Source organism: Mangrovibacter yixingensis (assembly GCF_020523985.1).
In the GTDB taxonomy this organism is placed as follows: domain Bacteria; phylum Pseudomonadota; class Gammaproteobacteria; order Enterobacterales; family Enterobacteriaceae; genus Mangrovibacter; species Mangrovibacter yixingensis.
In genome coordinates this window covers 1-22,823 of record NZ_JAIVKM010000006.1, presented here as the reverse complement: position 1 = coordinate 22,823, position 22,823 = coordinate 1, and the positions used below count along the sequence as shown (strand labels likewise).

The 22,823-nt window shown below is 48.4% G+C and carries 26 protein-coding genes; 18 read left to right on the top strand and 8 right to left on the bottom strand.

Annotated features, from left to right (window positions below):
* Positions 1–73: 73 nt before the first annotated feature.
* Positions 74–637, top strand: a complete 564-nt coding sequence (gene pabA / locus LC084_RS17210) for an aminodeoxychorismate synthase component 2 (protein ID WP_226572396.1) — start codon at positions 74–76, stop codon at positions 635–637.
* A gap of 87 nt (positions 638–724) precedes the next feature.
* The gene (gene argD, locus LC084_RS17205) at positions 725–1,948 is read left to right on the top strand and encodes a bifunctional acetylornithine/succinyldiaminopimelate transaminase (protein WP_226572395.1); all 1,224 of its coding nucleotides are present in this window, start codon (positions 725–727) and stop codon (positions 1,946–1,948) included.
* A 119-nt stretch (positions 1,949–2,067) separates the two neighbouring features.
* Here argD and pstS read toward each other — a convergent pair whose 3' ends face one another.
* Together pstS and crp are read right to left on the bottom strand one after the other, a co-directional pair.
* On the bottom strand, positions 2,068–3,105 hold the full coding sequence (gene pstS, locus LC084_RS17200; RefSeq protein WP_264193563.1) for a phosphate ABC transporter substrate-binding protein PstS: 1,038 nt from the start codon (positions 3,103–3,105) through the stop codon (positions 2,068–2,070).
* A 210-nt stretch (positions 3,106–3,315) separates the two neighbouring features.
* Complete coding sequence (gene crp, locus LC084_RS17195) at positions 3,316–3,948, bottom strand: cAMP-activated global transcriptional regulator CRP (protein WP_000242758.1); 633 nt, start codon at positions 3,946–3,948, stop codon at positions 3,316–3,318.
* A gap of 296 nt (positions 3,949–4,244) precedes the next feature.
* Between crp and LC084_RS17190 the strand changes: the two genes are divergently transcribed.
* Entirely contained in the window at positions 4,245–4,649 is a 405-nt protein-coding gene (locus LC084_RS17190; RefSeq protein WP_036111126.1) for an OsmC family protein, read from the top strand.
* Between the two features lie 53 nt (positions 4,650–4,702).
* On the opposite strand, the gene LC084_RS17185 is transcribed toward LC084_RS17190, so the two are convergent.
* The 4 genes from LC084_RS17185 to LC084_RS17170 form a co-directional block, all read right to left on the bottom strand.
* Entirely contained in the window at positions 4,703–5,578 is an 876-nt protein-coding gene (locus LC084_RS17185; RefSeq protein ID WP_226572394.1) for a phosphoribulokinase, read from the bottom strand.
* A 100-nt stretch (positions 5,579–5,678) separates the two neighbouring features.
* Positions 5,679–5,897: a YheU family protein gene (locus LC084_RS17180; protein ID WP_226572393.1), complete on the bottom strand. Its 219-nt coding sequence runs from the start codon at positions 5,895–5,897 to the stop codon at positions 5,679–5,681.
* A gap of 1 nt (position 5,898) precedes the next feature.
* Positions 5,899–6,915, bottom strand: coding sequence for a hydrolase (locus tag LC084_RS17175; RefSeq protein WP_226572392.1), 1,017 nt, complete (start codon positions 6,913–6,915; stop codon positions 5,899–5,901).
* Between the two features lie 112 nt (positions 6,916–7,027).
* Positions 7,028–7,750, bottom strand: coding sequence for an NUDIX hydrolase (locus LC084_RS17170; RefSeq protein WP_226572391.1), 723 nt, complete (start codon positions 7,748–7,750; stop codon positions 7,028–7,030).
* A gap of 190 nt (positions 7,751–7,940) precedes the next feature.
* Here LC084_RS17170 and prs point away from each other — a divergent pair, with 190 nt between their 5' ends.
* The gene (prs, locus tag LC084_RS17165; RefSeq protein WP_226572390.1) at positions 7,941–8,801 is read left to right on the top strand and encodes a ribose-phosphate diphosphokinase; all 861 of its coding nucleotides are present in this window, start codon (positions 7,941–7,943) and stop codon (positions 8,799–8,801) included.
* Between the two features lie 12 nt (positions 8,802–8,813).
* Positions 8,814–10,307: a nicotinate phosphoribosyltransferase gene (locus tag LC084_RS17160; RefSeq protein ID WP_226572389.1), complete on the top strand. Its 1,494-nt coding sequence runs from the start codon at positions 8,814–8,816 to the stop codon at positions 10,305–10,307.
* Positions 10,308–10,390: 83 nt separating this feature from the next.
* Here the strand turns inward: LC084_RS17160 and LC084_RS17155 are convergent, their stop codons facing one another.
* The gene (locus LC084_RS17155) at positions 10,391–12,310 is read right to left on the bottom strand and encodes an ABC transporter ATP-binding protein (protein WP_226572388.1); all 1,920 of its coding nucleotides are present in this window, start codon (positions 12,308–12,310) and stop codon (positions 10,391–10,393) included.
* Positions 12,311–12,431: 121 nt separating this feature from the next.
* Between LC084_RS17155 and kefG the strand changes: the two genes are divergently transcribed.
* The 4 genes from kefG to slyD all read left to right on the top strand — a co-directional run bounded on the left by kefG (position 12,432) and on the right by slyD (position 15,673).
* Complete coding sequence (kefG, locus tag LC084_RS17150) at positions 12,432–12,986, top strand: glutathione-regulated potassium-efflux system ancillary protein KefG (RefSeq protein WP_226572387.1); 555 nt, start codon at positions 12,432–12,434, stop codon at positions 12,984–12,986.
* Positions 12,986–14,794, top strand: coding sequence for a glutathione-regulated potassium-efflux system protein KefB (gene kefB, locus LC084_RS17145; RefSeq protein WP_226572386.1), 1,809 nt, complete (start codon positions 12,986–12,988; stop codon positions 14,792–14,794). Before kefG ends, kefB begins: the two co-directional genes overlap by 1 nt.
* An 11-nt stretch (positions 14,795–14,805) precedes the next feature.
* Positions 14,806–15,006 (top strand): YheV family putative zinc ribbon protein, encoded by a 201-nt coding sequence (locus tag LC084_RS17140; RefSeq protein ID WP_226572385.1) that lies wholly within the window; start codon positions 14,806–14,808, stop codon positions 15,004–15,006.
* A gap of 94 nt (positions 15,007–15,100) precedes the next feature.
* Positions 15,101–15,673, top strand: a complete 573-nt coding sequence (gene slyD / locus LC084_RS17135; RefSeq protein ID WP_226572384.1) for a peptidylprolyl isomerase — start codon at positions 15,101–15,103, stop codon at positions 15,671–15,673.
* Between the two features lie 64 nt (positions 15,674–15,737).
* On the opposite strand, the gene LC084_RS17130 is transcribed toward slyD, so the two are convergent.
* Complete coding sequence (locus LC084_RS17130; RefSeq protein ID WP_226572383.1) at positions 15,738–15,956, bottom strand: SlyX family protein; 219 nt, start codon at positions 15,954–15,956, stop codon at positions 15,738–15,740.
* 235 nt (positions 15,957–16,191) lie between these two features.
* On the opposite strand from LC084_RS17130, the gene fkpA reads away from it, so the two are divergent.
* The 9 genes from fkpA to LC084_RS17085 form a co-directional block, all read left to right on the top strand.
* Positions 16,192–17,022, top strand: coding sequence for an FKBP-type peptidyl-prolyl cis-trans isomerase (gene fkpA / locus LC084_RS17125; RefSeq protein WP_226572382.1), 831 nt, complete (start codon positions 16,192–16,194; stop codon positions 17,020–17,022).
* A 182-nt stretch (positions 17,023–17,204) separates the two neighbouring features.
* Complete coding sequence (locus tag LC084_RS17120; RefSeq protein WP_226572381.1) at positions 17,205–17,927, top strand: helix-turn-helix transcriptional regulator; 723 nt, start codon at positions 17,205–17,207, stop codon at positions 17,925–17,927.
* Entirely contained in the window at positions 17,927–18,313 is a 387-nt protein-coding gene (gene tusD, locus LC084_RS17115) for a sulfurtransferase complex subunit TusD (protein ID WP_226572380.1), read from the top strand. The genes LC084_RS17120 and tusD overlap by 1 nt, the downstream gene beginning before the upstream one ends.
* On the top strand, positions 18,313–18,675 hold the full coding sequence (gene tusC, locus LC084_RS17110) for a sulfurtransferase complex subunit TusC (protein WP_226572379.1): 363 nt from the start codon (positions 18,313–18,315) through the stop codon (positions 18,673–18,675). Before tusD ends, tusC begins: the two co-directional genes overlap by 1 nt.
* A gap of 6 nt (positions 18,676–18,681) precedes the next feature.
* Positions 18,682–18,969, top strand: a complete 288-nt coding sequence (gene tusB / locus LC084_RS17105) for a sulfurtransferase complex subunit TusB (RefSeq protein WP_226572378.1) — start codon at positions 18,682–18,684, stop codon at positions 18,967–18,969.
* A 125-nt stretch (positions 18,970–19,094) separates the two neighbouring features.
* Positions 19,095–19,469: a 30S ribosomal protein S12 gene (gene rpsL, locus LC084_RS17100; protein ID WP_025238215.1), complete on the top strand. Its 375-nt coding sequence runs from the start codon at positions 19,095–19,097 to the stop codon at positions 19,467–19,469.
* A gap of 95 nt (positions 19,470–19,564) precedes the next feature.
* Complete coding sequence (rpsG, locus tag LC084_RS17095) at positions 19,565–20,035, top strand: 30S ribosomal protein S7 (RefSeq protein WP_036111072.1); 471 nt, start codon at positions 19,565–19,567, stop codon at positions 20,033–20,035.
* 98 nt (positions 20,036–20,133) lie between these two features.
* Positions 20,134–22,248 carry an elongation factor G gene (gene fusA / locus LC084_RS17090; RefSeq protein ID WP_226572377.1) on the top strand — a complete coding sequence of 705 codons (2,115 nt, stop codon included), beginning with the start codon at positions 20,134–20,136 and terminating at the stop codon, positions 22,246–22,248.
* Between the two features lie 67 nt (positions 22,249–22,315).
* On the top strand, positions 22,316–22,823 hold a 508-nt coding region (locus LC084_RS17085; RefSeq protein WP_226572376.1), incomplete at its 3' end, for a GTP-binding protein.

Genomic DNA, 22,823 nt, shown 5'->3' with positions numbered 1-22,823 from the left:
GTCATCGTGTTATTTTCCCCGGTCACAGTTGCAAACCCGTTAGAATATGCCCGTTTGTAGAACGGGAGTTGCTATGTTATTGCTGATTGATAACTATGATTCTTTTACCTGGAATTTGTACCAGTATTTTTGTGAACTGGGTGCCCAGGTACTGGTCAGGCGTAACGATGAAATAACCCTTGATGAAATAGACCATCTTGCTCCGGAAAGGCTGGTTATTTCTCCGGGGCCTTGCACGCCAGATGAAGCGGGTATTTCTTTGGCCGCTATTCGGCATTATGCGGGCCGGTGCCCTATTCTGGGAGTTTGCCTGGGCCATCAGGCAATTGGCCAGGTATTCGGTGGCAAAGTGGTTCGCGCTGCGAAGGTGATGCACGGGAAAACATCCGCGATCCTCCATAATGATCAAGGTGTTTTCCATGGGCTCAATAACCCACTTACTGTTACCCGCTACCATTCCTTATTGCTCGAACGTGAGAGTCTGCCTGCGGTATTTGAAGTGACAGCCTGGACCGAGCAGCAAGAGATTATGGGGGTCCGCCATAGGCTGCTGGATATTGAAGGCGTGCAGTTTCATCCGGAAAGTATTCTTAGCGAACAAGGCCATGCACTTCTGAATAATTTCCTGAAACGTTGATTTTTCATTGCCATTAAGTGATTTTTTATGCATATTTTGTGATTATAATTTCACTAAGCATTTCTGCTAAACATAGGTGGATATGAAATGGCAACTGAACAATCCGCAGTAACCCGCTCAACATTCGATGACGTTATCGTTCCGATTTTTGCACCCGCTAACTTTATCCCGGTGAAAGGTAAAGGGAGCCGAGTGTGGGACCAACAAGGTAATGAGTATGTTGATTTTGCTGGTGGTATTGCGGTTACAGCGTTAGGGCACTGCCATCCGGCTCTGGTTGAAGCGCTGAAAACACAGGGTGAAACTCTGTGGCATACCAGCAATGTGTTTACTAACGAACCGGCACTGAAATTGGGGCAAAAGTTGATAGCTTCAACATTTGCTGAGCGAGTTTTGTTTATGAACTCCGGTACTGAAGCTAATGAAACCGCATTCAAACTGGCTCGTTTTTATGCTTCTACACGTCACAGCCCTTATAAAACGAAAATCATTGCATTCCATAATGCTTTTCATGGCCGTTCTTTATTTACAGTTTCTGTAGGGGGCCAGCCTAAATATTCAGATGGTTTTGGGCCGAAACCTGCAGATATCGTTCATGTCCCTTTTAATGATTTACACGCTGTTAAAGCCGTTATGGATGACCACACATGTGCTGTAGTGGTTGAGCCTATTCAGGGTGAAGGTGGCGTGATGGCAGCCACACCAGAGTTTTTGAAAGGGCTGCGTGCGCTGTGTGACGAATATAAGGCGTTGTTAGTGTTTGATGAAGTTCAGTGTGGTATGGGCCGTGCGGGTAAGCTGTTTGCGTATATGCACTACAATGTTACTCCCGATATCCTGACAAGCGCCAAAGCGATTGGTGGTGGTTTCCCTATCAGTGCGATGCTAACCACAGAAGATATTGCATCGGCATTCCATGTTGGTTCCCATGGCTCAACTTATGGTGGTAATCCGTTGGCCTGTGCCGTTGCAGGTGCAGCTTTTGATATCATCAATACGCCAGAAGTGCTGGATGGCGTTATGGCGAAACGTGAGTTGTTTGTTAAACACCTGAACCAGATAAATGAGCAATATGCTGTTTTCAGTGATATCCGGGGAATGGGGTTACTGATTGGTGCCGAATTGAGTGCCGCATACAAAGGGCGGGCGCGTGATGTACTGAATGCGGCCGCAGCGAATGGTTTGATGATCCTCAATGCCGGGCCGGATGTAGTCCGTCTGGCTCCGTCTTTGGTTATTGATTATAAAGATATTGAAGATGGTATGGCTCGTTTTGTCGATGCAATAAAAGCGGTGGTTAAAGGGCTGTAACTGCACTCATGCAATCTCTGTATGCACTTAACTGATGGTGCCGGGGTTCAATGACAGCAATAAAAAGCCGGGCAATCCCGGCTTTTTACTTTTGAAGCAGAGTGTTCCATTCATCAAGATTAGTACAGGGCTTTACCTGAACTGTCTTTTACATTGGTTTTCCATGCAGCACGAATCTGTTCAGTAACGCTTGCAGGCAGTGGAGCGTAATCCAGGTTACCAGCGATAGCGTTGCCATTTTTGTAAGCCCAGTCAAAGAACTTCAGCACTTCAGCACCTTTCTCTGCATTTTCCTGCTTTTTGTAGACCAGGATAAAAGTAGTAGAAGAGATTGGCCATGCATCTGCGCCTTTCTGATAAGTCAGGTCCTGAGCAAAGGTTTTACTCCAGTCCGCTTCTTTCGCGCTGTTACTGAAGCTTTGTTGAGTTGGCGAAATGGCTTTGCCGTCCGCATCAAACAGTTTAGTCCAGGTCAGATTGTTCTGTTTGGCATAGGCATATTCAACATAACCAATAGAACCGGGCAGACGCTGTACGAATGCAGCTACGCCATCGTTTCCTTTGCCGCCGAGGCCAGTCGGCCATTTAACGGTGGTGCCTTTACCAACCTGGCTTGCCCAGTCTGGGCTCACTTTGGACAGGTAGCTGGTGAAGACGAAAGAAGTACCTGAACCATCTGCACGGCGCACCACATTGATGTTGGTATCCGGCAATTTGGCATTTGGGTTCAGCTTAGTGATAGCCGGGTCATTCCATTTTTTGATTTTACCCAGGTAAATATCACCCAGTGTTTTGCCATCCAGAGTCAGTTCACCAGATTTAATACCTGGGATATTAACTGCCAGGACAACACCACCGATAACTGTGGGGAATTGGAACAAACCATTTTTTTCCAGATCGGCATCGCTCATTGGGGCATCGGATGCACCGAAATCAACGGTTTTTGCAATGATTTGTTTGATACCACCTGAAGAACCAATTCCCTGGTAGTTTACCTGAGAACCTGTTTTCTGCTGGTATTCTGCAGCCCATTTTGCATAAACCGGCGCTGGGAATGTACCACCGGCACCTGTCAGGTTAGTGGCTGCAAATGCAGTTGTGGTGGACAGAGTCAGAGCGGCGATTACAAGACGGGCTGAAGAGCTAAGCATTGCCATAATTTCTCCCGGAAAAGGTTAGATCAAAAATAATTTTTTAATCGCTGTGTTTTCAGTACCCGGGAAGAATAAGGCGAATTTGTGACAGTTTTGTGTCATTCGTGAACAATTTTCAGAATTTGTTCGGTAAAGCCGAAGGGATATTGGGTTGAGCAAAACAAAAAGGCACGCTCTGGAGCGTGCCTCAATGTGTGATGAAATACAGTAAAATTAACGAGTACCGTATACCACAATGGTTTTACCGTGAGCAGAAATCAGGTTTTGATCTTCCAGCATTTTTAAAATGCGGCCCACAGTTTCACGGGAACAGCCAACAATTTGGCCAATTTCCTGACGGGTAATTTTGATTTGCATGCCATCCGGGTGGGTCATTGCATCAGGTTGTTTCGCCAGGTTAAGCAAAGTCTGTGCAATTCGGCCGGTTACATCAAGGAATGCCAGGTTCCCTACTTTTTCAGAAGTGACCTGTAAACGACGTGCCATCTGGGATGAAAGGCGCATCAGAATGTCCGGGTTTACCTGGATCAACTGGCGAAATTTTTTGTATGAAATTTCGGCTACTTCACAGGCTGTTTTTGCACGAACCCAGGCGCTACGCTCCTGGCCTTCTTCAAACAGCCCCAGTTCGCCAATAAAATCGCCTTGATTAAGATAAGAAAGGATCATCTCCTTGCCTTCTTCATCCTTGATAAGCACGGCCACAGAGCCTTTTACGATGTAATACAGCGTTTCTGCTTTCTCGCCCTGATGGATCAGGGTGCTCTTGGATGGATACTTATGAATGTGGCAATGTGACAAGAACCATTCGAGAGTCGGGTCTGTTTGGGGTTTGCCAAGCACCATGCGCGGTTATCCTCTATTATAAACTTGCTCAAAGACAGGGTAGGGCCCTGCTGGCGTTACAACGTTAATCGCCTCATACCTGAAGCGAGCCATAAGTCGTTTGGTCTGTAATCGCTTTTTCCTCTGTAACAGGTATGACGTCACTGTCAGTCTGTTACATCTTGTTTGTTTTAGCACAGGTTTCCTGAAGTGTCTTCTATTGTCTCGTTTCAGCATGACCTGTGTCGCCTTCCGTTGCCTGTTTTGTTAATGCCGCGTAATCTGTTGCAATACTACTTATGTTTGGAGTAATGAGAATGCAGGCGCGAGTTAAATGGGTTGAAGGTTTAACATTTTTGGGGGAGTCCGCTTCAGGTCATCAGGTTTTGATGGATGGTAACTCCGGTGATAAAGCGCCAAGTCCGATGGAAATGGTCCTTATGGCTGCGGGGGGATGTAGTGCAATTGATGTTGTCTCTATATTGCAAAAAGGCCGACATAATGTGACCGATTGTGAGGTCAAACTGACTTCTGAGCGCCGGGAAGAAGCACCACGTTTGTTTACCACTATTAACTTGCATTTCATCGTGACAGGGAAAGATCTGAAAGATAACGCTGTTGCCCGGGCCGTTGATTTGTCTGCAGAGAAATATTGCTCTGTGGCTTTAATGCTTGGCAAAGCTGCTACTATCACGCATTCGTGGGAAGTGGTTGAAGGCTAAGTTTACAGGCGGGGGGGGTGCATCTTGCTGCGCCCCGCCTATTTTGTTCAGGATCAGGCTTCTACGATTTTTTTCCCTTCAGCCAGGCGTTTCACCAGCGGCATCATGATCAACTCCATCGCAAGGCCCATCTTCCCGCCAGGGACAACGAGTGTATTGATATGTGAGATAAATGACCCTTGCAGCATGGCCAGAAGCCAAGGGAAATCGATGTTTTCCAGCCCGCGAAAATGAATGACAACGAAACTTTCATCAAGTGAAGGAATCGCTTTGGCAGCAAAAGGGTTGGATGTGTCTACTGTTGGTACACGCTGGAAGTTAAGATGGGTCCGTGAAAACTGAGGGGTGATGTAATTGATGTAATCTTCCATCGAGCGCACCACCGAATCCATCACAGCTTCCCGGGAATGACCACGTTCACTGGTATCCCTTACCAGTTTCTGGATCCATTCGAGGTTGACGATAGGCACCACGCCAACCAGAAGATCAACATGTTGAGCAACATCGTGGTCATTAGTTACGACACCCCCGTGCAGCCCTTCATAAAATAATACATCTGTGGGTTCAGGCAGCGGTTGCCATGGTGTAAATGTGCCAGGTACCTGGTTCCAGGGAACGGCTTCATCATAAGTGTGCAAGTATTTACGGGACTGACCATTGCCTTGCTCGCCGTATTGCCTGAAGGTTCGTTCCAGTAAGCCAAAATCATTAGCGTCCGGCCCAAAATAGCTGATATGGCGACCCAGGTCGCGGGATTTACGTATCGCCATATCCATTTCTGGCCGTGTATAGCGATGAAAGCTGTCGCCTTCAACTTCGGCTGCTCGCAAATTAAGTTGATTAAAAATTTTACGAAAGGCAATGCTGGTTGTCGTGGTTCCGGCTCCGCTGGAACCAGTAACCGCAATAACAGGGTGCTTGGCTGACATAAACAACCACTCCATCAATAAGAGGCAATGTAAAACGCACAGTACTGCAGGTTAAAGCAGTATAGTGGTGGATGCCAATACTGTATGTGGTGCCTGTGAATCAGCCCTTAAATTGGGTGCGGGGCATGATATTCACTGTCTCATGCAATTCAGACCAAACCAGTACGGCATCACCCTGTTTCAGTTGCCGCTTCACATCGGCAACTTTTTGAGCAAGTGAACGTTCTTGCTCTCCATAATCCGTGCCTTCACGTAGTACAAAAGATTCAATCAGGTTATCCAACGTTTCTGGGTCTATTTGTTGCCAGGGAATGATCATTTTAATTACTTAAATACCGGGTTAACCAACTGGGGATGCGCTTTTCGAGCCACATTTCCGGGTGAGTAATGCTACCACTGATAAACCCTACGTGGCCGCCATGGTCCGTGAGTTGGTATTCAATGTTTGACGGAAGCTGTGTGCTGTCTGGTATGACATGGTGATCCATAAAGGGATCATCCTTTGCGTGAATAATCAGTGTATTTACCGCTATATTCTGCAGATGAGGCATCGCGCTGCACTGGCGATAGTAATCCAGAGCATCGTCAAAACCGTGAATGCGGGAAGTAATTAAATCATCAAATTCTCTGATTCGTTTCACTTTACGTAACCGGGGTAAATCGATAGGTAGTGACCCTGGATATACGGCCAGTTTCCGGCTGGCATTGGCTTTCAGTAAGTTCAACAAATAGCGTTGATAGATGCGAGAAAACCCCCGCTCCATATGGTAGCAGCACTGTTCCAGCATAAATGGCGCCGAGACAATGACCGCGGCATTCAGTGAGCACTGGCGGCCTTGCTCTGCCAACAAGCAGGCAAGCATATTTCCGCCCAGTGAATAACCAACAGCTGCAGTTGGAGCAGAGCCATAACGCAGGTTCAACCAGTTAAGAAAGTAGCTGGCATCACCCGTGTCTCCGGAGTGATAAATCCGTTTCTGGCGATTTGGTGTCCCACTACAACCACGGAAATGCATTACGACACCCAGCCAGCCTTGTGCTTTTGCCGCTTCTATCATGCCGTGCGCGTAAGGGCTGTACAGGCTACCCTCAAGGCCATGAAATACGACCAGACGGGGTTTATGTATTGCCTGTTGTGGGTCTTCACTCCATGCGAGGTCGATGAAATCATCGTCCGGAAGCTCCAGCCGTTGCCAAAATGGTTTGAAATGCAGGCGGCGGCGAATAAGCCGGGGCAGCATAGTTTGTAAATGCGGATTAGAAAGCCCAGGCATAGGGTGAAAATCCCTCTGGCTGTTATTTTCTTCACTGGCATCAACGGGGGTAATTTGGGTCATAGTTGTAAAACAGGTATCAATTCATTATCGCGCTAATTACTGGCTACTATACCGTGAGTCATGCATCACGTTTATGTATTTCACGGCATTGATGCAAAATTCACCATTTCTGTTATCCATCGGCCAGCAGATTACGCGAAAATAAGTGAACCGGAATATGGGGCTTCCGCCGCCATAACCGGGCTTTTCTTGCGCCAGTGGCAACACTTATCCCAGTGTCTTCAAACATCCCTGAGGCTTCAAAGCGACGAATCAGGCTTTTGCGTTGTACAGGTTGCCCGAGAATGGCTTCGGTGGCTTCTTGTAGCTGGCTTTGGGTAAATGTGTCTGGCAAACAATAAACCGGTAAAAGGGAGTACATTGCCTTCTGCCGCAAGCGTTGCAAGGCTGCCGCGATAATCGTTTTATGGTCAAATGCCAATATTTCACTCTCCAGACTAACAACTGGAACCCATTGGACATCACTTACCGTTTCAATATGCGGTTGGCAGTCTTCCCAGGCTATAAGTGCAAACCAGGTTGTGGTGATACTCCAACCTCGTGGGTCTCTATTTGGCCCGGAAAAAGTTTCCAGTTGTTCAAGCCAGGATGGGGTAATCCCTGTTTTTTCTACAAGCTTACGTGTTGCAGTTGCTTGTGTGGAATCATCCTTGTGTAAGTCAATAAAACCACCAGGTAACCCCCATTGCCCGCGAAAAGGGTGCTGGTTGCGCTTTACCAGCAATACGCACAATTGCTTGTTATGCAGGGTAAATAATACGCTGTCTACTGTCACGATAGGCGAGGGGAAACGGCTGGCATCATAGTTGTCCAGGTATTGTTCTTCGCTTTCCATCTTCACTCACTCCAGTAACTGTCTCAAGGTCACATTTTACATGGTGGCAGTAAAGGGCGCGAAATTTTTTTTCTTCATTTTAATCAGTGTGTTATCTATAAATAGTGTCCTTGGGACAATATTTATCTTGCAATAAAGTGTCTTTGGGACAATATTATAAGTGTCTTAAGGACATTAATTGGAGGCTGTTATGGGTATGACACTGAATATTTGGCTTGATAATCAAGCAATCATGGTAGAAACCGGGCGTTTTCCTGATGGTGCTGTTTGGGCAAAAACACGTACTGAATTGCCAGGTTTTGCTGACAAAATGATCGTTCGGGCTACAGGGCTTGCCACTATGGATGACTGGATGCTGTTGGCTCAGTCTGTGGATGCTATTCGCCATCAGTGTGATATTCGTTTCAGCCACTTACAACTGGCCTGGCTGGCGTGTGCCCGGCAGGACCGTTATATGCAGCCAGGGGATAGCTTTGCATTACGTATTTTTGCTGATGCACTGAACAGCCTTAACTTCGATAAAGTTTTCGTTATTGACCCGCACAGTGAAGCCGCTGCTGCTGCTGTGCGCAATATGGTCATTATTCCGCAGGAAGCGGCATTATTGGCCCATGAGCCATTACGTACCCAATTAAAATCTGGTGAATTAATGCTGGTGGCCCCTGATGCTGGATCGTTGAAAAAGATCCATGCTGTGGCCACCGCTGCAGGGGCGCAGGAATTTGCCATTATGACCAAAAACAGGGATGTGGCTACGGGCAGGTTAACCGGGTTTGCACTGGCAAGCGGTGATGTCGCTGGGAAAGACCTCCTGATTGCCGATGATTTATGTGATGCCGGGGGAACCTTTATTGGGTCAGCCCAGGTGTTATTAGCGGCTGGTGCGCGCTCAGTGAGTTTGTATGTGACACACGGCATTTTTTCTAAAGGGGTGGAAAACCTGCTTAGCCAGGGCATTAAACATATTTATACCACCACTTCATTTTCTGCTCAGACTCAGGGCGATTCACGCCTTTCTGTTGTGGATGTTGACACGTTATTTGTGGCTTAAGGAGATACGGACATGATGATGAACCCTATTCTGGCAATTGATGGTTATAAAGTTTCACACCGTGAGCAGTACCCTGAAGGTACAACACGTGTTTACTCGAATTTTACACCGCGTAGCGACAGATTTTTCCGTTCACCAATGGCAGATAACAAACTGGTCTTCTTTGGTCTGCAAGGGTTCATTAAGTGGTTCCTGATAGACATGTTTAATAGCCAGTTTTTCGCACAACCCGAAGAGCAGGTGGTTGGCGAGTATAAAATGCTGATGGACAGCTACCTGGGTAAAGATGCCGTTGATGTTGAACATATTCGGGCATTGCACCAGCTGGGCTACTTGCCTTTACATATTAAAGGGCTGGATGAAGGCGATAAAATTCCGATGAAAGTGCCTGTGCTGACTATCACTAATACCCGTGATGAGTTTTTCTGGTTAGTGAATTACCTGGAAACTGTGCTCTCTGCTGAATTATGGAAAGCATCAACAAACGCGACTATTGCACACCACTATCACAAGATATGTACGGCCTGGGCAGAACAAACTTGCGATGATTTCGCTCACCTGGATTTTCAGTGCCATGACTTTTCTTTCCGGGGTATGGCGGGAATGCAGGATGTTGCTCAGGCAGGCTGCGGGCACTTATTGAGTTTTAAAGGGACTGACAGCATTCCGGCGGTTGTGTATGCCCGCCAGTACTATACTGGCAATGACGCTGATTACTTTATTGCAGGCAGTATTCCGGCAACAGAACACAGTGTGATGTGCATGGGTGAAAAAGAGCATGAAATAGCCACATTTCGTCGCCTGATTTGCGATTTGTATCCACACGGGTTTGTATCTATCGTCTCGGATACCTGGGATTACTGGCAGGTACTGACAAGTTATACCCGTGAACTTAAAGCTGCCATTATGGCACGCGAAGGCCGAGTGGTTTTCCGCCCGGATAGTGGTGACCCGGTAGAGATTTTATGTGGTACTGGTGCTGATGACGACCAAAGCGCTACGCGTTCTCCTCAGGAAAAGGGCTCGGTCGAAGTTTTGTGGGAGATCTTTGGCGGTACTGTGAACAGCAAAGGTTACAAAGTGCTCGATTCCCATGTCGGCCTGATTTATGGGGATTCAATCACCCTAGAGCGTGCCAATGAAATTTTACGCCGCCTTGAGGCAAAAGGTTTTGCCAGCTCCTGTGTCGTTTTTGGTGTTGGGTCTTACACCTATCAGTACAACACGCGTGATACATTCGGCTTTGCAATGAAAGCAACCTGGGGGGCGGTAAATGGAACGGGCCGTATGATCTTTAAAGAGCCGAAAACCGATAGTGGCCTGAAACGCTCAGCAAGAGGGTTGTTGAAAGTGGTGCGTAATGAACAGGGTGAGTTATGCCTTTTCGATGAGCAAACCCCAGAGCAGGAAAGTGAAGGAGAACTGAAAACCCGCTTTCTGGATGGCAAACAGTATAATGTTGAACACCTTGAAGTGCTGCGTCAGCGCCTTGCGTCTCAGCGATAAGGCAGTGGTGAATACAAGGCCATCACCCGCGCGTTCCTGAGTACAGTGCACATGAGGTTACCCTCATGTGCACATTTTTTTGGTTACTCCTGGCTACCAGACAACATATTTTCGAGTTGTTCCTGCGTATCCAGCCAGGCCATTTCACTCTCTTCCAGTGCGGCTTTCGCTTGTGCCTGTTGTTGCAGGCAGTCAGTGAGGTCCGCTTTACGGCTAATATCATAGATAGCGGTATCTGAAAGCCGGGTTTCCAGGTCACTCAGTTTGCTGTTGAGTTTTTCCATCTCTTTTTCCAGCCGTTCGAGTGTCTTACGTAAAGGTTGGGTTTGAGCACGGAGTTCTGCTTCACGCCGTTTCTGATCTTTACGCGCCTGGGCACTGTTCTGGTTATCTTTAACCGTTTCTTTCAGGTTGTTTTCTTGCCTTTCCTGCTTGTGTTGATCCAGAGACCATTGCTGGTAATCATCCAGGTCCCCATCAAATGGCTCAACGCTACCATCGTGTACCAGATACAAGTCATCAGTGGTAGTGCGCAATAAGTGGCGGTCATGGGAGACAACAACCAGTGCGCCTTCAAAGTCAATCAAGGCCTCAGTCAGCGCCTGGCGCATGTCCAAATCCAGGTGGTTGGTGGGTTCATCAAGCAGTAACAGGTTAGGGCGCTGCCAGACAATCAACGCGAGCACTAACCGCGCTTTTTCTCCGCCAGAAAAACGTAATGTTGGCTCATTAACCTTATCGCCCTGAAAACCAAAACCGCCCAGGTAATCACGCAGTGGTTGTTCAAGCACTCCGGGAGCCATGCGCGCCAGGTGTTGCAGTGGAGATTCGTCTGCACGCAAGTATTCAAGTTGGTGCTGGGCGAAATAACCGAGTTTGATGCCCTTCGCCAGGCCAATTTCACCTTGTTGCGGTTCCAGGTCGCCAGCAAGCAGTTTAATGAGTGTTGATTTCCCTGCGCCATTACGGCCCAGTAAACCAATCCGGGAGCCCGGAACCAGGTTGAGTTTGATCGACCGCAGAATTGTTTTGTCGCCATAACCTGCGCTCACATGCTCCATTTTGAGCAATGGTGTTGGCAGGCTTTCCGGTTCACGGAACTCAAAATGGAACGGGTTATCAACATGCGCGGGCGCAATTAATTCCATGCGCTCCAGCATTTTGATTCGGCTTTGGGCCTGTTTTGCTTTGGTAGCTTTAGCGCGAAAACGCTCAATGTAGCTTTGCAGATGTGCTACGCGCAGTTGCTGGCTTTCATATTGTGCTTGTTGCTGAGCCAGACGGGTGGCGCGCTGCACCTCAAATGAGGAATAGTTACCGGTATATTCAAATAGTGCTTGCTGTTCAATATGCAGGATTTTATCAACAACCGGGTCGAGAAAATCCCGGTCATGGGAAATAAGAATTAGTGTGCCGGTATAGCTTTTTAGCCAACGCTCCAGCCAGACAACTGCTTCCAGGTCCAGGTGGTTGGTAGGTTCATCAAGCAGCAGTAAATCTGAGCGGCAAATCAGTGCCTGAGCCAGGTTCAGGCGCATACGCCAGCCGCCAGAAAAATCGCTGACTGGCAGTTCGAGTTGTTCATTGGTAAAGCCCAGACCATGCAATAAGCTTGCTGCGCGAGCACGGATTGTCCAGGCATCAATGGCATCCAGTTTCCCGTGTACAGTGGCAATGGCATGCCCATCATCAGCTTCATTGGCGTGTTTTAACGCCTCCTCAAGCTGGCGGTACTCACGGTCGCCATCAATCACATACTCAATAGCCGGTTCCAGGAGTGCTGGTGTTTCCTGATTAACCCAGGCCATCGCCCAGTTACCAGGCCAGGTCACGCTACCTGCATCGGCACTTATTTCACTTTTCAACAGTGATAACAGCGTGGATTTCCCGCAACCATTTTTTCCAACAAGCCCGACTTTCTGCCCGGGGTTGATAGTAGCGGTAGCATTGTCGAGCAGCACGCGGGTGCCGCGACGAATTTGTAGTGAAGAGAAAACAATCATAGCGCGCCGTATGTTTAGACTATGTTAATTTGTCATTATAATCAGGTAACCTGGGCCGGTATTTGGCCAACCGCGCTGCATGTTAGCCCAAAACAGCATTCAAAACGATCCCCGGAGGGTAATGATGTCGCAGCCACCCAAGGTTTTGCTGTTGTATGCCCACCCTGAATTTAACAGTTCAGTGGCTAATCGGGTCCTGCTGGAGGGTGTTTTTCAACTGCCCAATGTTACTGTTCATGATCTTTATGCTCACTATCCTGATTTTTTTATTGATATCCAGCATGAACAGGCCCTTTTACGGGAGCATGACATCATTGTCTTCCAGCATCCTTTGTACACTTATAGCTGCCCAGCCCTACTCAAAGAGTGGCTGGACCGTGTGTTAAGCCGGGGGTTTGCCAGTGGGCAAGGAGGAAATGCTTTGGTGGGGAAATACTGGCGCAGTGTGATTACCACCGGTGAGCCTGAAGGGGCGTTCCAGTACGATGGACTGAACCGTTACCCTTTGAGTGAGATATTACGCCCCTTTGAACTGACAGCTGCATTATGCCGAATGCACTGGTTAAACCCTTTTATCATTTATTGGGCACGCCGCTTACCTGCTGACGAGCTGGCCAGCCATGCTCGGGCGTATGTTGAGTGGCTGTCATCGCCATTTCACCAGGGAGGAATTTGATGCATCAACCCGATCTCCTTGTTGCTGGTGTTGTGTTCCTTCTGGCTGCAGTTGTTGCTGTGCTACTGGCAGCTCGGTTAGGTATTGGTGCTGTACTGGGGTATTTATTAGCCGGAATTACTATTGGCCCTTGGGGGCTGGGGATGATTAGCGATGTCGATGAGATATTGCACTTCTCCGAACTGGGTGTGGTTTTCCTGATGTTTTTAGTCGGGCTAGAATTAAACCCGGCACAACTCTGGCGGTTACGGCGCTCCATTTTTGGTGTCGGAACTTTGCAGGTAGTGATTAGCGCAGTCATCCTTGGCGGTTTGTTAATGGTGAGCCACTTTTCTTTGCCTGCCGCGATTATTGGCGGCATAGGGCTCGCTATGTCATCAACAGCAATGGCATTGCAGTTGATGCGCGAAAAAGGCATGAAACGCAGCGAAGGGGGGCAACTGGGTTTTTCGGTGTTGCTCTTCCAGGATATGGCTGTTATTCCGGCTCTGGCGCTGGTTCCTTTACTGGCAGGCGGTGAAGGGCAGGCGCCTGACTGGTTCAAGTTCGGCATTAAAGTGGTGGCGTTTGCTGGCATGCTGGTGGGAGGACGTTATTTACTCCGCCCCGTTTTTCGCATTATTGCGGCATCAGGTGTTCGCGAAGTGTTTACTGCTGCGGCGTTGTTACTTGTTCTTGGTGCTGCGTTGTTTATGGATTTACTCGGGGCTTCTATGGCGCTGGGCACCTTTATTGCCGGAATATTGCTGGCGGAAAGTGAATACCGTCATGAACTCGAAAGCGCTATTGAGCCCTTCAAGGGATTGCTTTTAGGGCTGTTTTTCATTTCAGTAGGCATGGTACTTAACCTTGGCGTGCTTTATACCCACTGGTTATGGATATTAGTCAGTGTTGCACTGCTGGTCAGTATAAAAATGGCGGTGCTGTATGTGCTGGCTCACTGGAGAGGATTGCGTTCTTCCGAGAGGGCTCAGTTTGCAGGGGTTTTAAGCCAGGGAGGCGAGTTCGCTTTTGTGTTGTTTTCCGCGGCATCGGCACAGCATCTTTTTGCCGGTAATCAGTTGGCTTTGTTGCTGGTGACTGTAACGCTTTCCATGATGACAACACCTTTGCTCATGCGGGTTATTGATAGTGTGTTGGTACACCGTTTTAACCAACCCGTTACTGACAATGATGAACGCCCCTGGGTTGAAGATGACCATCCCCAGGTCATTATTGTTGGTTTTGGGCGGTTTGGGCAGGTGATTGGCCGCTTATTGATGGCCAATAAGATGCGTATCACTGTTCTGGAACGTGATATCAGCGCTGTTAATATCATGCGGAAATATGATTATAAAGTGTATTACGGCGACGCGACGGATGCTGACTTGTTACGGGCGGCGGGGGCTGAAAACGCACAGTCTATAGTTATTACCTGTAATGAGCCCGAAGACACGATGAAAATCGTACACCTGTGCCAGAAACATTTCCCACATTTAGCAATCCTGGCGAGGGCCAGGGGCCGGGTTGAGGCCCATGAACTGTTACAGGCTGGAGTCACGCAATTTTCTCGTGAAACATTTTCCAGTGCGCTGGAGTTGGGGAGAAAAGCGTTGGTCTCCCTGGGAATGCATCCCCACCAGGCTTTGCGAGCGCAATTACATTTTCGTCGCCTGGATATGCGTATGTTACGAGAGCTGATGCCAGTGCATACCGATACTGCGCAAATCTCGCGCGTGAAAGAAGCGCGTAGGGAACTGGAAGAAATTTTTCAGCGTGAATTACAACGAGAACGTCATCAGCTGGATGGTTGGGACGAATTTGAATAACAAGGTGAGTGATGGTGGTACGTAAACGTTTTATCGCGGGTGCGATTTGCCCGCAGTGCCAGGCACAGGATTCATTGGCAATGTGGCGTGAAAATAATGTTGATATTGTTGCCTGTGTGAAATGTGGTCACCAGATGCGTGAAGCAGATAAACAGGTACGCGAGCAATTACGCAATCATGAGCAAGTCATAGGGATTTTTCATCCGGACTAGCGATACGCGTCAGCTTTCTTTAAGCTATTGGGTACACCGGCGTGAATTTCAGCTACAATTCGCGCCAGTTTTTTCCCCACGTTCAGGAGATATCATGAAAGTAGCAAAAGACCTGGTGGTCAGCCTGGCCTATCAGGTACGTACAGAAGACGGTGTGTTAGTTGATGAGTCTCCGGTAAGCGCGCCGCTTGACTATCTGCATGGTCATGGGTCGCTGATCTCTGGCCTGGAAAATGCGCTGGACGGCCATGAAGTGGGTGATCGCTTTGATGTCAGCGTTGGCGCAAACGACGCTTACGGTCAGTATGATGAAAACCTGGTACAACGTGTACCTAAAGATGTTTTCATGGGTGTTGATGAGCTTGAAGTTGGGATGCGTTTCCTGGCTGAAACCGATCAGGGCCCGGTACCGGTTGAAATCACTGGCGTGGAAGATGACCACGTGGTGGTTGACGGTAACCATATGCTGGCTGGCCAGAACCTGAAATTCAATGTGGAAGTTGTTGCTGTACGTGAAGCTACAGCGGAAGAACTTGCTCATGGTCACGTTCATGGCGCACATGATCACCATCATGACCATGATCACGAAGGTTGCTGCGGTGGTCATGGCCATGACCACGAACACGGCAAAGGTGGTTGTGGTAACGGCGGGTGTGGTTGCCACTAATCCGCTAAACAGCAAAAAAGGGCGCAATGGCGCCCTTTTTTAATATTGGTTTCGGAGACTTCTGCTAATAGTGTGGCGGCGGTGTTTCTTCTGCCTGTGATGCCAGCATTGATGGCTGGCTTGCCTTCAGTTTTTCTACCAGTAAACGAATTTGTTCACGCAACCTGGCAAGTTCCAGTTCATGGCTGGAAACCGCCTGGTTAAGAGCATCGATAGTGAATTCCTGAAATGCCAGCCGGCTTTCTAACTCCTCCAGGCGCTTTTCTGTTTCTGTGTTATGCATATGCTTTTTCCGGAATTTGAGCCCGTATGGGGCAACATGCGGGGGATTGTACTTGAATTATGGCGCAAATGCCGCCTGTGCCAGACATGACATGAATTTACACAAAAATAAGTCAGAATTTGGCGCAATAACCGTGTTAGAGATTGTGCTGCTTTCTTTCCCAACGTTATAGTACGTCGCTCTGCTAGTTTAATTTCTTAACCTTGGGGTGTGACGCCCTGCCCGGAGATAATGGATGAAATCACTGTTTAAAGCCACGCTGCTGGCAACCACCATGGCGATGGCACTGAATGCACCTCTGGTATCTGCTGCAACGACTGCTGCGGAACAAGGAGCTGCGGCGAAAGCAGACAAGAGTGCTGCAAAATTCAAAAATGACGATCAGCAAGCAGCATATGCGCTGGGCGCATCCCTGGGCCGCTACATGGATAACTCCCTTAAAGAGCAGGAAAAACTGGGTATCAAGCTGGATAAAGCGCAACTGATTGCTGGGGTACAGGATGCTTTCGCAGATAAGAGCAAACTGTCTGATCAGGAAATCGAAGAAACTCTGAAAGGGTTTGAAACCCGCGTGAAAACTGCCGCTCAGGCAAAAATGGAAAAAGATGCGAAAGAAAATGAAGACAAAGGTACGGCATACCGTACTGCTTTCGCAAAAGAAAAAGGGGTGAAAACCACCAAGTCTGGCCTGATGTATCTGGTTGAGAAAGCAGGTACTGGTGAAGCGCCGAAAGATAGCGATACCGTTGTGGTCAACTATAAAGGTACGTTGATTGATGGTAAAGAATTCGATAACTCCTATACCCGTGGTGAGCCGCTGTCTTTCCGTTTGGATGGTGTGATTCCGGGTTGGACCGAAGGCCTGAAGCACATCAAGAAAGGCGGTAAAATTAAACTGGTTATTCCGCCGGACCTGGCATACGGCAAAGCTGGCGTTCCGGGGATCCCGGCAAACTCTACGCTGGTATTTGACGTAGAACTGCTGGATATTAAGCCTGCGCCAAAGAATGATGATAAGGCAGCAGATGCGAAAGCAGACGATTCCAAGGCCGCTGCAAGCAAGTAATATTAAAACCGTCGCCATCCCGGCGGCGGTTTTTCATTGGAACCAGGATATAATAAAAACTGGCACAGGCGTGCTGCGCTGTATTACTTTATGGGCTTGCGCAATGTATTAAGAATGAGTCTGCCCTACGATAATAATGACCATCATCGCGACAGACTCCGTGGAAAAGGTGGTATTTCTTCATGTCCAACTCGCTTCTAACCAACGAAACCAGTGAACTCGATTTGCTGGATCAACGTCCTTTTGAGCAGACAGATCTTGATATCCTTAAGTCATATGAGGCTGTTGTTGACGGGTTGGCAATGCTCATCGGTTCCCATTGTGAAATAGTTCTGCACTCCCTTCAGGACCTAAAGTGTTCGGCGGTGCGCATTGCTAATGGTGAGCATACAGGGCGAAAAATCGGCTCGCCAATTACTGATCTGGCATTACGCATGTTGCACGACATGACGGGGGCAGACAGTAGTGTCTCGCGTTGCTACTTTACTCGGGCAAAAAGTGGCGTGCTGATGAAATCGGTCACGATTGCGATTCGTAATCGGGAACATCGCGTTATTGGGTTGCTGTGCATCAACATGAATCTGGATGTTCCATTTTCCCAGATAATGAGCACTTTCGTCCCGCCAGAGACACAAGAAGAATCGTCGTCGGTCAATTTTGCTTCTTCTGTTGAGGACCTGGTGACGCAAACCCTTGAGTTTACGATTGAAGAAGTCAATGCGGATCGCTCTGTCTCAAACAATGCTAAGAACCGGCAAATTGTACTTAATCTGTATGAGAAAGGAATTTTTGACATCAAAGATGCCATTAATCAGGTGGCAGAACGCCTGAATATTTCTAAACATACCGTCTATTTATACATCCGCCAGTTTAAAAGTGGCGATTTCCAGATTCAGGACAGGTAATGCGTTTTGCTTTGATGGTTACTGGACCTGCTTATGGAACACAGCAGGCAACGACAGCCTGGCGTTTTGCTAATGCGCTACTGGATTCCGGTCATGAGCTGGACAGTGTCTTTTTTTATCGGGAAGGTGTACTGAATGGCAATCAACTTGTGTCCCCTGCATCGGATGAATTTGATTTAGTTCGGGCCTGGCAAAAAATGGCAGTGCAACAGGGCGTAGCTCTGAACATTTGTGTCGCCGCGGCATTACGGCGTGGTGTGGTTGATGAGGCGGAGGCCGCTCGTCTTGGTCTGAGTTGCCATAATTTGCTCGACGGTTTTCAGTTGAGTGGCCTGGGGGCGTTAGCTGAAGCGGCATTAACCTGTGACCGCGTGGTGCAATTCTGATGAAGCGTATTGCTTTTGTGTTTACTCAGCCACCTCATGGTTCTTCGGCCGGACGAGAAGGGCTTGATGCTCTTTTGGCAACTTCCGCAGTCAGCGATGACCCGGGCGTGTTCTTTATCGGAGATGGTGTTCTGCAATTGCTGGTAGGGCAACAACCAGAGGCCATTCATTCGCGTGACTACATTTCAACATTTAGGGTGTTACCGCTCTATGACATTACATCTTGTTGGGTGTGCAGTGATTCGTTAAAGGCCCATGGGCTTACACTACAGAGTACGGAGTTTATACTTCCTGTTGCAATTGAGCCTGCTGATGTATTACGCACCTACCTTGAACAGTACGATGTTGTGCTGACTTTCTGAGACATTATGCTGCATACACTCTTTCATTCACCAAGCCAAATTGACCTTTCACTGCTAAAACGCAACCTTCGGGAGGGCGATGCTCTTCTGTTGTTGCAGGATGGAGTCTACGCAGCCATAGAAGGCAGCGCAGCTTTCTCTGAGCTACGAGCTTGCTCTGCCTCACTTTATGTGCTGGAAGATGATGTGCAGGCTCGCGGAATTTCTGGTCAAATATCAACCAGTATTGGCAGGGTTAGCTATAATGATTTTGTCACACTGGCAGTGAAACATAAGAATCAGATGGCCTGGTAATAACATAGTGACTGTATAATTCTTGACACCCTTTCTGCCGGGCCCTAAAATTCTGCGTCCTCATATTGTATGAGGCCGTTTTATTACGTGTTTACGAAGCAAAAGTTAAAACCAGGAGCTATTTAATGGCAACAGTTAACCAGCTGGTACGCAAACCACGTGCACGCAAAGTTGTTAAAAGCAACGTGCCTGCACTGGAAGCTTGCCCGCAAAAACGTGGTGTATGTACTCGCGTATATACCACCACTCCGAAAAAACCGAACTCCGCACTGCGTAAAGTATGCCGTGTTCGTCTGACTAACGGTTTCGAAGTGACTTCCTACATTGGTGGTGAAGGTCATAACCTGCAGGAACACTCTGTGATCCTGATTCGTGGTGGTCGTGTTAAAGACCTACCGGGTGTTCGTTACCACACCGTTCGCGGTGCGCTCGACTGCTCCGGCGTTAAAGACCGTAAGCAAGCGCGTTCCAAATACGGCGTTAAACGTCCTAAGGCTTAATGGATCTCCGTTAAGTAAGGCCAAACGTTTTATTTTAATGTCAAACTAAACTCGTAGAGTTTTGGACAATCCTGAATTAACAACGGAGTATTTCCATGCCACGTCGTCGCGTCATTGGTCAGCGTAAAATTCTGCCGGATCCGAAGTTCGGATCAGAACTGCTGGCTAAATTTGTAAATATCCTGATGGTAGATGGTAAAAAATCTACTGCAGAAACTATCGTATACAGCGCGCTGGAGACCCTGGCTCAGCGCTCTGGTAAAACTGAACTGGAAGCTTTCGAAGTAGCTCTCGAAAACGTGCGCCCGACTGTCGAAGTTAAGTCTCGCCGCGTTGGTGGTTCTACTTATCAGGTGCCAGTTGAAGTTCGCCCGGTTCGTCGTAATGCTCTGGCAATGCGTTGGATCGTTGAAGCTGCTCGTAAACGCGGTGATAAATCCATGGCTTTGCGTCTTGCAAACGAACTGTCTGATGCTGCAGAAAACAAAGGTACTGCAGTGAAAAAACGTGAAGACGTTCATCGCATGGCTGAAGCCAACAAGGCGTTCGCTCACTACCGCTGGTAATCCCGCGTTAGTGTTAGTTCCAGGTGGGCGCTATAACTTAATTGTTGCGCCCACTCTGGGTAACTTAACTTGAACGTCCCAGGATATAGAGGAATCAAATGGCTCGTACAACACCCATTGCACGCTACCGTAACATCGGTATCAGTGCACACATCGACGCCGGTAAAACTACCACTACCGAACGTATTCTGTTCTACACCGGTGTAAACCACAAAATCGGTGAAGTTCACGACGGCGCCGCTACTATGGACTGGATGGCGCAGGAGCAGGAACGTGGTATCACCATCACTTCCGCTGCTACTACCGCGTTCTGGTCTGGTATGGCGAAGCAGTATGAACCGCATCGTATCAACATCATTGATACCCCAGGGCACGTTGACTTCACCATCGAAGTAGAACGTTCCATGCGTGTTCTCGACGGTGCGGTAATGGTTTACTGCGCAGTTGGTGGTGTTCAGCCGCAGTCTGAAACCGTTTGGCGTCAGGCTAACAAATATAAAGTTCCGCGTATTGCGTTCGTTAACAAAATGGACCGTATGGGTGCGAACTATCTGAAAGTTGTTGATCAGATTAAAACCCGTCTGGGTGCTAACCCTGTTCCGTTGCAGCTGGCTATTGGTGCTGAAGAAGCATTCACTGGTGTTGTTGACCTGGTGAAAATGAAAGCTATCAACTGGAATGACGCAGACCAGGGCGTAACCTTCACCTATGAAGATATCCCGGCAGATATGCAGGACCTGGCTGACGAATGGCACCAGAACCTGCTGGAATCCGCAGCTGAAGCTTCTGAAGAGCTGATGGAAAAATACCTGGGTGGTGAAGATCTGACTGAAGAAGAGATTAAAGGTGCTCTTCGTCAGCGTGTTCTGAGCAACGAAATTATCCTGGTTACCTGTGGTTCTGCATTTAAGAACAAAGGTGTTCAGGCAATGCTGGATGCGGTAATTGATTACCTGCCTTCCCCGACTGATGTACCGGCTATTAACGGTATGCTGGACGACGGTAAAGATACTCCGGCTGAACGTCACGCAAGTGATGACGAACCGTTCTCTGCTCTGGCATTTAAAATTGCTACCGACCCATTTGTTGGTAACCTGACGTTCTTCCGCGTGTACTCTGGTGTGGTTAACTCCGGTGATACTGTACTGAACTCAGTTAAATCTCAGCGCGAACGTTTTGGCCGTATCGTTCAGATGCACGCCAACAAACGTGAAGAAATTAAAGAAGTACGTGCAGGTGACATTGCTGCGGCAATCGGCCTGAAAGACGTAATTACTGGTGACACCCTGTGTGACCTGGATAATGCAATTATCCTGGAACGTATGGAGTTCCCAGAACCGGTTATTTCTATCGCTGTAGAACCGAAAACCAAAGCTGACCAGGAAAAAATGAGTCTGGCTCTGGGCCGTCTGGCGAAAGAAGACCCGTCTTTCCGCGTATGGACTGATGAAGAATCTAACCAGACTATCATTGCTGGTATGGGTGAGTTGCACCTTGATATCATCGTTGACCGTATGAAACGTGAATTCAACGTTGAAGCGAATGTGGGTAAACCACAGGTTGCTTACCGTGAAGCGATTCGTCAAACCGTTAAAGATATCGAAGGTAAACACGCCAAACAGTCCGGTGGTCGTGGTCAGTATGGTCACGTTGTCATCGACCTGTACCCGCTGGAACCAGGCTCTAACCCGAAAGGTTACGAGTTCGTCAACGATATCAAAGGTGGTGTAATTCCTGGTGAATACATCCCTGCCGTTGACAAAGGTATTCAGGAACAGCTGAAGTCTGGTCCTCTGGCTGGTTACCCGGTAGTGGATATCGGTGTGCGTCTGCACTTCGGTTCTTACCACGACGTTGACTCCTCCGAGCTGGCGTTTAAACTGGCGGCATCTCTGGCCTTTAAAGATGGCTTTAAGAAAGCAAAACCTGTTCTGCTTGAGCCTATCATGAAGGTTGAAGTTGAATCGCCTGAAGAGAACACTGGTGACGTTATCGGTGACTTGAGCCGCCGCCGTGGTGTGCTGCGTGGTCAGGAATCTAACGCGACTGGCGTTATCATTCACGCTGAAGTTCCGCTGTCTGAAATGTTTGGATATGCAACTCAGCTGCGTTCTCTGACCAAAGGTCGTGCTTCATACTCTATGGAGTTCCTGAAGTACGATGATGCGCCGAACAACGTCGCTCAGGCCGTAATCGAAGCCCGTGGTAAATAAGCCTCAGGGTTAACACAAAGTCCAGCGCTCCTTCTGCGGGAGGAGCGCAATAGTAAGGAATATAGCCGTGTCTAAAGAAAAATTTGAACGTACAAAACCGCACGTCAACGTCGGTACTATCGGTCACGTTGACCATGGTAAAACAACCCTGACTGCTGCAATCACTACCGTTCTGGCCAAAACCTACGGTGGTTCCGCTCGCGCATTCGACCAGATCGATAACGCACCGGAAGAAAAAGCACGTGGTATCACCATCAACACTTCTCACGTTGAATACGATACCCCGACCCGTCACTACGCTCACGTAGACTGCCCGGGCCACGCCGACTATGTTAAAAACATGATCACCGGTGCTGCTCAGATGGACGGCGCTATCCTGGTTGTTGCTGCGACTGACGGCCCGATGCCGCAGACTCGTGAGCACATCCTGCTGGGTCGTCAGGTTGGCGTTCCTTACATCATCGTGTTCCTGAACAAATGTGACATGGTTGATGACGAAGAGCTGCTGGAACTGGTTGAAATGGAAGTACGTGAGCTGCTGTCTCAGTACGACTTCCCGGGTGACGACTGCCCGA

What these genes read in the sequence shown, in the direction of transcription:
- crp (WP_000242758.1), bottom strand. Translation starts at nt 3,948, where the DNA reads ATGGTGCTTGGCAAACCCCAAACAGACCCGACTCTCGAATGGTTCTTG.
- LC084_RS17170 (WP_226572391.1), bottom strand. Translation starts at nt 7,750, where the DNA reads ATGGAAAGCGAAGAACAATACCTGGACAACTATGATGCCAGCCGTTTC.
- LC084_RS17190 (WP_036111126.1), top strand. Translation starts at nt 4,245, where the DNA reads ATGCAGGCGCGAGTTAAATGGGTTGAAGGTTTAACATTTTTGGGGGAG.
- LC084_RS17120 (WP_226572381.1), top strand. Translation starts at nt 17,205, where the DNA reads ATGTCCAACTCGCTTCTAACCAACGAAACCAGTGAACTCGATTTGCTG.
- LC084_RS17140 (WP_226572385.1), top strand. Translation starts at nt 14,806, where the DNA reads ATGGTGGTACGTAAACGTTTTATCGCGGGTGCGATTTGCCCGCAGTGC.
- tusB (WP_226572378.1), top strand. Translation starts at nt 18,682, where the DNA reads ATGCTGCATACACTCTTTCATTCACCAAGCCAAATTGACCTTTCACTG.
- LC084_RS17130 (WP_226572383.1), bottom strand. Translation starts at nt 15,956, where the DNA reads ATGCATAACACAGAAACAGAAAAGCGCCTGGAGGAGTTAGAAAGCCGG.
- pabA (WP_226572396.1), top strand. Translation starts at nt 74, where the DNA reads ATGTTATTGCTGATTGATAACTATGATTCTTTTACCTGGAATTTGTAC.
- rpsG (WP_036111072.1), top strand. Translation starts at nt 19,565, where the DNA reads ATGCCACGTCGTCGCGTCATTGGTCAGCGTAAAATTCTGCCGGATCCG.
- LC084_RS17185 (WP_226572394.1), bottom strand. Translation starts at nt 5,578, where the DNA reads ATGTCAGCCAAGCACCCTGTTATTGCGGTTACTGGTTCCAGCGGAGCC.
- LC084_RS17155 (WP_226572388.1), bottom strand. Translation starts at nt 12,310, where the DNA reads ATGATTGTTTTCTCTTCACTACAAATTCGTCGCGGCACCCGCGTGCTG.
- pstS (WP_264193563.1), bottom strand. Translation starts at nt 3,105, where the DNA reads ATGGCAATGCTTAGCTCTTCAGCCCGTCTTGTAATCGCCGCTCTGACT.
- kefG (WP_226572387.1), top strand. Translation starts at nt 12,432, where the DNA reads ATGATGTCGCAGCCACCCAAGGTTTTGCTGTTGTATGCCCACCCTGAA.
- rpsL (WP_025238215.1), top strand. Translation starts at nt 19,095, where the DNA reads ATGGCAACAGTTAACCAGCTGGTACGCAAACCACGTGCACGCAAAGTT.
- tusC (WP_226572379.1), top strand. Translation starts at nt 18,313, where the DNA reads ATGAAGCGTATTGCTTTTGTGTTTACTCAGCCACCTCATGGTTCTTCG.
- LC084_RS17160 (WP_226572389.1), top strand. Translation starts at nt 8,814, where the DNA reads ATGATGATGAACCCTATTCTGGCAATTGATGGTTATAAAGTTTCACAC.
- kefB (WP_226572386.1), top strand. Translation starts at nt 12,986, where the DNA reads ATGCATCAACCCGATCTCCTTGTTGCTGGTGTTGTGTTCCTTCTGGCT.
- argD (WP_226572395.1), top strand. Translation starts at nt 725, where the DNA reads ATGGCAACTGAACAATCCGCAGTAACCCGCTCAACATTCGATGACGTT.
- prs (WP_226572390.1), top strand. Translation starts at nt 7,941, where the DNA reads ATGGGTATGACACTGAATATTTGGCTTGATAATCAAGCAATCATGGTA.
- LC084_RS17180 (WP_226572393.1), bottom strand. Translation starts at nt 5,897, where the DNA reads ATGATCATTCCCTGGCAACAAATAGACCCAGAAACGTTGGATAACCTG.
- fusA (WP_226572377.1), top strand. Translation starts at nt 20,134, where the DNA reads ATGGCTCGTACAACACCCATTGCACGCTACCGTAACATCGGTATCAGT.
- slyD (WP_226572384.1), top strand. Translation starts at nt 15,101, where the DNA reads ATGAAAGTAGCAAAAGACCTGGTGGTCAGCCTGGCCTATCAGGTACGT.
- LC084_RS17175 (WP_226572392.1), bottom strand. Translation starts at nt 6,915, where the DNA reads ATGACCCAAATTACCCCCGTTGATGCCAGTGAAGAAAATAACAGCCAG.
- tusD (WP_226572380.1), top strand. Translation starts at nt 17,927, where the DNA reads ATGCGTTTTGCTTTGATGGTTACTGGACCTGCTTATGGAACACAGCAG.
- fkpA (WP_226572382.1), top strand. Translation starts at nt 16,192, where the DNA reads ATGAAATCACTGTTTAAAGCCACGCTGCTGGCAACCACCATGGCGATG.